Annotated in this window: 3 protein-coding genes; all 3 read right to left on the reverse strand. The window is 57.0% G+C overall.

The genetic code is table 11. The features are described 5' to 3' along the window. Positions 1 to 18 precede the first annotated feature (18 nt). The 3 genes from M5C71_RS22750 to M5C71_RS22760 all read right to left on the reverse strand — a co-directional run bounded on the left by M5C71_RS22750 (position 19) and on the right by M5C71_RS22760 (position 6,628). Complete coding sequence (locus M5C71_RS22750; RefSeq protein WP_248768759.1) at positions 19 to 1,578, reverse strand: hypothetical protein; 1,560 nt, start codon at positions 1,576 to 1,578, stop codon at positions 19 to 21. Between the two features lie 111 nt (positions 1,579 to 1,689). Further along, positions 1,690 to 4,695, reverse strand: a complete 3,006-nt coding sequence (locus M5C71_RS22755) for a hypothetical protein (protein WP_248768760.1) — start codon at positions 4,693 to 4,695, stop codon at positions 1,690 to 1,692. Between the two features lie 73 nt (positions 4,696 to 4,768). Further along, a complete protein-coding gene (locus tag M5C71_RS22760; RefSeq protein WP_248768761.1) occupies positions 4,769 to 6,628 on the reverse strand; it encodes a hypothetical protein in 1,860 nt (619 codons plus the stop codon). Positions 6,629 to 6,912: the final 284 nt, after the last annotated feature.

The following is a 6,912-nucleotide window of genomic DNA, read 5'->3' on the forward strand; positions in this document are numbered from 1 at the left end:
TGTTTAGAGACGTGAGCCTCAGAGCGGGACCCGAAGCACCCAGGAAAACATCCGATCCCCTGTATTGTCCGAGCGTTTTATCGAATAGTTGACCAGCACGGTTTTTCCGCGATTTTCGGTGATCCAGGCATTGTCGATGGCAAAGGTATTGACTTGACCGACCACGACATTTTGTACAGCGGTGTCATGAGTGGTTACGCCCACCCAACGAACACCAACCGTATAACCGGCTTGTCCGACATTAACGAGCACGGTTGAACCCGAATAAGTAGGCGGCGGTAATGTCACGGCCTGAGGGTCGACATGCAGTGTCAATTTTTCAGACTCTATCGTATCGCCGGTCCCCTTCTCCTTGACGGAATATCCGACGTCAACCGTTCGGCCAATATTGTCGATGACCTCCATCCGCGGAATAGGGATCAGTCTTTTTCCTGGTGGGTTGCCCACAGTGGTAACCGCCCCGCTGTAGTTGACTCGACCCTCCCAACGCGGCTTGAGGGTGTCGTCTTTGTCCATCCCGGTATAGTGCGGAACTTCGACATTAACTACGTCATCCGTGTAGATATCCGCCATCCTGAGCCATTGCTCATTTCCGGTTGTTTTATAGGCCTTGAGGACTAAAGGCCGGGGCTTGGTCGGAGTGGGTAATACGGCCTGATCCGCAGCGTTATAACTGAACGTTGCATTATCTGCCTGTATCGCCGGGAGCGTCAGACGGATGATCGGTACCACCAGACCGTTAGTGCGGTCATGGTATTTTTGCTGATCAATTCGGGCATTGGCCAAGCCGCTGGTCGAACCGACCACGGTGTAGAAAAATGCTTCGATCGGCAGGACGGCAGGTTGATTCTCAGGCCAGGCCTTGATCCGAAGCTCATTGTGATCAGCAAAGGCTGTCGCCCCCAACAATCCTCTTACGCGAATGGCTTGATTGAATGCCTGCACAGCCTCTGCATTCAACTCATTTCTGACCATGAAAGAACACGAATACGCGTTCGGCCTGGCGCTTCCCGCAGGGTTTCGATAATGCGCGATCCATTCTTCGGCCGTGGTGATATTTTGCTCGCGACAAGGTCGACTGACGCCAGGGAAGGGGTAGGTAATGATACTGTCACGGCAACCGAATTGCCCCGGCGCGGTTCGATAGAAAGTTGCACCGTCCAAGGGAAAATAACAGATGACTTCAGGTCTGATTTTGTCGCTGGGCGCAGAAAAATAAGGGTAGAAAACAAGGCCATTAGTCCCTCCCCAAGGCGTGCGCACAAACTTCGTATCCGCCCTCAAAAACGAAAACGATACCGCATCCGTTTCCCTCGAAAAGTCGCTATGCTCCCAAGGATCATAATTCGGGCTGGTTTTCGTTATTCTCAAGGTCACACCCGAACACAGAAAAGCGGGCGTGGTCGACGATCCGCAATTGGCAGCGGTGTTATTGTACTGCCTTGTCAAGTTTGCAGCCGTTTCCTCACCACTCCGTTGATTAATATTCGCCGTCGTAACGTTCGTCGCCTGAAACGTAGAAGACGTGCAGCCGACGAGGAAGGCGATCATCAGACCGGCCAAGTGTATTTTTCTCATTGTGAACACCCTTGTCTTCGAACAGAAGATCTGTAATGACAGAGGTCAACAACCGAGACAGGGAGAGCCCGAAGGCCCTCCCACGCTCGACAAGCGCTATTGATTGCTCGTTTAAAAGTGCAACCTCAACACCTGCGAAAACATCAGGAGATCAGTTGTACCGGTACGGTGGACCGTATAGTTAACCAGCACCGTTGTGCCCTGGTTCTCGCTGATCCAGCCAGCCGGCACATCAAACTGATAGGCCTGCCCCGTTGTCAGATCGACTTCAGGTCCGTCGTGAACGACAACACCCGTCCATCGAATCCTGATTTTGTAACCGGTCCTTATATCGGCATGGCTCACGGTGATTCTTCTGTTCGCACTGGAGTATACCGGCGCCGGTAAATTCAAAGCCTGCGCATCGATATGCAGCGTCGTGCGCACCGATTCCAATGTCTCGCTGGTGGCGGTTTCCTTCACGCTGTAACCCACCTGGACCGAGCGACCGATATTGTCGACCACTTCCAACCTGGGCACCCGCAGCCGCCTGGGTCCCGGATTAGGTCCCACCGGGACAATCGCGCCGTCGTGATAGTCGACCCGACCTTCCCAACGGACCTTGAGCGTATGGATAGGGTCCATGCCGGTGTAATGCGGGACTTCGACCTCCAGGTAATCGTCATAGTAGATATCACTCATGCGGATGCGATCATTCGCCGGCGGGTTATAGGCCTTGGGTATCGACGGTCTGCGCAGATTCAGCCGTACCGTGAAACTGCGGGTGGCCGAAGGCGGAAGTCCACTGCCATAAAGCGCCTCGACATGCAGACTATGGGGGCCTGACAACAATCGATTCACCGGGTATTGCCAATTGCCATTGGCGGGAACATTAACGACACCCAGCAATTGACGGCCATCAAACACGTTGAGTCTCTCGTTACCCTGGGCCTTGCCATGCAAGGTCACGTTCGGCCATTCCGTGGTTGTGTTATTCGCAATCTCGGCCCCATTCCCGTCCTTAACGTTGTCCAGGGTCGGTGCGACACTCGCCCGAACGGTAAAACGCCGTTCGGACGACTCCGCGCCGGTGCCGTAAAGCGCCTTGGCCTTGAGGATATAGAGCTTGTAGGCAAGCCCGCTGATCACCACGCGCCAGATACCGGTAGTGGGATCCGCCGTGGCCGGTATGCTGATGGGAACGGGGTTGCCGGTATCGTAGAGTTGGATCTGCTCGCCCTTGATCGCCGTACCGATGACGGTGACGCTCGTTTCACTCGTGCTCCCGCCCGGTGCAATGCTGCCCTTGGAGTCACGGATATCGCTGATGATCGGTTCACCCCCAGAGGTCGCACCGATGGTCAGCTCACGTACCAGCGAGCGTTGAATCGGAGAGCCCGTACGCTTGATGTAATAGTCGGTGTTTACCGTGCCGTTCAAGTTACCGATCACATACTGAAACGGTACGATAAAGGGGTAGGGTCTACCGGCCGAGCCTGAGCTGAGCGGAGGTGTCTCTTGATCCGGTGCACTGATGAGCGAACCCCTCCAGCGCAACCCGATAATGTCATTCACCAGCGTGCCCGTATAAGGCGCCTCGACATCGGCCCCGATGCTCGGATTCACATCGTCCGGATTCAGGACATCGTTATTGGCCTGGATAACGTCGGGTTTGTCCAGGTCGGGCTGACCGCTACCGACGGACAAGGTCAACTCCTGTGATTTACGTTGGCTATTGATCCAGTAGTAGACGGTGAGTGAACCGCCATCGAGTCGCTTGATTTCATTCTTGTCCACATTACGCAGGACCGGATCGCCATTCGGTTCATTACTCACATAGGCGTTAATGTCGAAACCAGTGGGGTTGTTGCTGGCGTCAAGTCCTTCAAACACGATGTAGAGGTGATCCCCGGGCTGGCGCCCTGGGTAATAGGGCACTGAAATGGTGTAGAAATTCAGGTCCGGGTCCAGCACGCTGCCACTCGCTTCCACAAAACTCGGGCGTTCGGGCAAGGCAATATCACCCACCACCGTGACGTTGGCGCTTTTCGACGGGTGATCCGCCGTACCGCTCCTGATCCGTACGTAAGACACCGACGCCCGTCCCTTGGCAATCGCCTCCACGTATTCGTAGGGGATGGGAAAGTCGTACTGGAAAGGGATGAATTCGACGGTCCTGTCGAGAGGGCCGACGATCACCGGCGTATTGCCCTGGGCCGGTGTGCCGACCCAGGTCAGGCGCAGGGTATCGCCGACGGCATGATCGGTTGCATTGACGTACACCCGGCAAATGACATCGGCCCCCGCCAACTGTTCGAGGTCAATCTCTCGGACGGGACGATCGTTGACCAGCACCTGCGGCGCATCGAGCCAGTCTCCGCCCAGGTCGACCTGCACGGTGGTAATCGCGGACCAGGGTTCACGCTCATCGGGATAGTTGTTGCAGACATCCACCACCTGATAAGCGATGTCGATCTGACCGTCTTGAGCGGCCTCGATGACCGTTCTGTCGATATGGATCGGGATGTCCGTGTCCACCTCGTCCGGTTGGACGGTGTGCTCCACGATCACTCGCCCCCAGGCCAGGCGGATACGGTCATTTTTACGCATGAATTCGTAATGGATAATGGTGATATCCACCCCGGCATCGGCTTCAATCGGCCCGACGCCATTGTCGATAATCTCCTGTGGCACCACATAGCGCAGGCCCGAATGGCCGGGAATCGACGGGGTATCGTCGTAGCCGCCGGGGCGGTCAAGCTTGACGAACAACCTCAGCCGCCTTGAGTCCTCGTGAGTTTGCCCTGGGACGGTCACCCGGTAGAACACCGGGTCGGCATCGCCCCTGACGATAAAACCCTTGCTGATTGTAAAGAACAGTTGCTCGTTGGCATTGCCGTCGATCACGTCCGTCCAGACCGGGGCTTGTTCATTACCCCAGTAGAAGCCGATCGCGTCACCGTTCTCCATGGGCTCCCAAGGGTCGACGATGCATTTCAAACCACCTTCGACCAATGCGGCGCCGATACCGCCCTGGTAGTCTTCGAAGGGCGGGGCCATATTGGGGATGATCGGCGCGTAAAGGTCCCGCAATGGATTGCCATTGCCTGGCCTGGCAGAGGGGGATGGCTTTTTCATGAAAGCATTCCTGCGTAGTGTGTTTCGCCGAAGAGGCGGCGAGACCTACAGCCCTGATGTCATTCGTAGTCGTTCAGGCGAGGGGGAGTTTGCCAATCAACAACTCCAGCAACTTGGAGTAACTGTACTGCCCGGTGGCTTTGCGCTTGAGCGTGTAGCGAATCTTGACGATGCGGTTGATATTGGCGTCGACCAGTTGCCGTTTGATCCTGAACTCCACCGGCTGGCCGGCGCTCGGGACGGTGATCGGCACCCAATCGCTGGACGTGCCGTCGACGGGATTGCCGATCCAGTAGTACCTCAGCACATCCCCCGCGGCCGTGCCCGGATAGTCCACGTACAAGGTCACCGCACCGGTGACCGCCTCATAATCCAGTACATCGTCCGGCGCTTCGATAACCCTGGGTTTCGGCAAGTCGGCCTGTATCGCCCGCACCTTGACCGCCAGGTGGTCGGACTCCTTCACGCCGTACAGCATCACATCGTCCCGGGAAACCCGGTAGAACAGATCGAGACTGCCGTTGTTCAGCGCCGTGATGTGTTCAGCCGAGACCGGCATATCGATAACCGTCCCGACTTCATCCCGCGTCACCGGATGTACGTCTTCATAGGGGTAAGGGTTGTTGTTGGCGTCGATGCCCAGCCAGACCATATCAATCCAGTCGCCATAGTCCATCCCCGGGTACGCCGGAATCTGCACGATGGCCCAGGGCTGGTCGGGTTCCAGGGTATCGCCAATCAACTCCTTGATCGTTGGCGCGGGCAGCAGGATCGGGTCGCCCGCTACGGTGGCAAAGGCATGTTTGGACGACTGGGGCAGGTCACCGTTGATCTTCTCCAGCTTGTACCAGCCATCGCCGGAGCCCCCGGCGATGGCGCGGATCTCGGCATTGGGAATCTTGAACTCGACAATCCCCGGTACGCTGCTGATCACCTTGCTCTGACTATTGATCAGCGGGCTACCAATGGAAGGCGTGCCGGTCCAGGTCAGGGTCAGGGTGTCATTCAAGGCAAAAACAGGCCTTGAAACGAAGACATAGAGGGTCACATCCTCTTTGCCCAGCAGTTCCAGGTCGATCACGCCATTGTCAGCGTCCTGGATGATCGGCGGATCCAGAAACGAGGCGCCGGCCTCGACCACGACCGTGGTTTTTTTAGAGTAGCGACTGGAGAAATTCCAGACTTCGTCGAACACTTCGTAGTGCACCAGCAAGTCGTTGCTGTCACCCGCGGCGAGGATGGTGTCCTGCTCGATCCGCAAGGTAACGGGCGCGGTGCCGAGGGCTTCGTCCTCGGTGATTTGTCGACGGACAAAGACACTGCCCCACTTCAGTTGGATCGTGTCACGGGCGCTCCGATTCGGATAATGCTCGATCACCAGCGGCACGCCCCTGGCGGCCCAGTCGGCATCGACGGTGCCCAGATCCGGCGGTAAGCCGGGTTTTTGCAGCCCCGAGTGGCCATCGGGGTCGCTCGGATTCCGGTCGGGCCCGCCCGGCCGGTCGATCTTGACCCTTATGCTCAACCCGATTGATTTCTCGGGGGTCGTCGAATCGACCCGGGTCAATTCATAGAACAGCTCGCCCCATTCGGGAACGATCGGATCGGTCGACACAAAGAGGTTCACGCGCTGATTGATATTCCCCAGTTGAACCGTGGCATTCCCGATCGCGGTGGTGTCCCAATACACTTCGAGCTTGTCGCCTTCCTTCATGTCATCGTCGGGATCGCCGGGAGTGCCGTAGGGATCGATCACACACAGCAGGCCCAGGGGGTTTTCATCCTTGTCCAGCATCCTCTGATTGACCCCACCGTCATGCCCTACGACCGGATCGACCATGCCCGACAAAAACAGCGGAAGCAACGTCAGGGGGCGGTTCTCAAGATCGAGGGGCGGGAACAGCAAGCGGCTGAAAGCGTTCAAAGCGTTCATGGTTGTATCCTTGCCAGACTGGCAGTTGGACTGAGGGCGGAGGCCTCGCATGCGCGCTTCGAATCGACGACTTGACCTGAAGGTGGCGAGCACCAGGGCTTGGGCTGATGGGGGTTATTTGATCCCTTGGACCTGGTCTTGGCTACTGTCAGAAATGACAGGTCAACGGGCTGGACAGGCGCCATTGGTCGGATAACCTGCCCGACCTGTCATTTCTGACAGTAGCCAGCCCCCCGTTTGCGGCGCCCAATAAACTCCACCGTCAACCTTGACTGGAGTTACGT

Source organism: Pseudomonas sp. MWU12-2345 (assembly GCF_023242385.1).
GTDB classification, from domain to species: domain Bacteria; phylum Pseudomonadota; class Gammaproteobacteria; order Pseudomonadales; family Pseudomonadaceae; genus Aquipseudomonas; species Aquipseudomonas gingeri_D.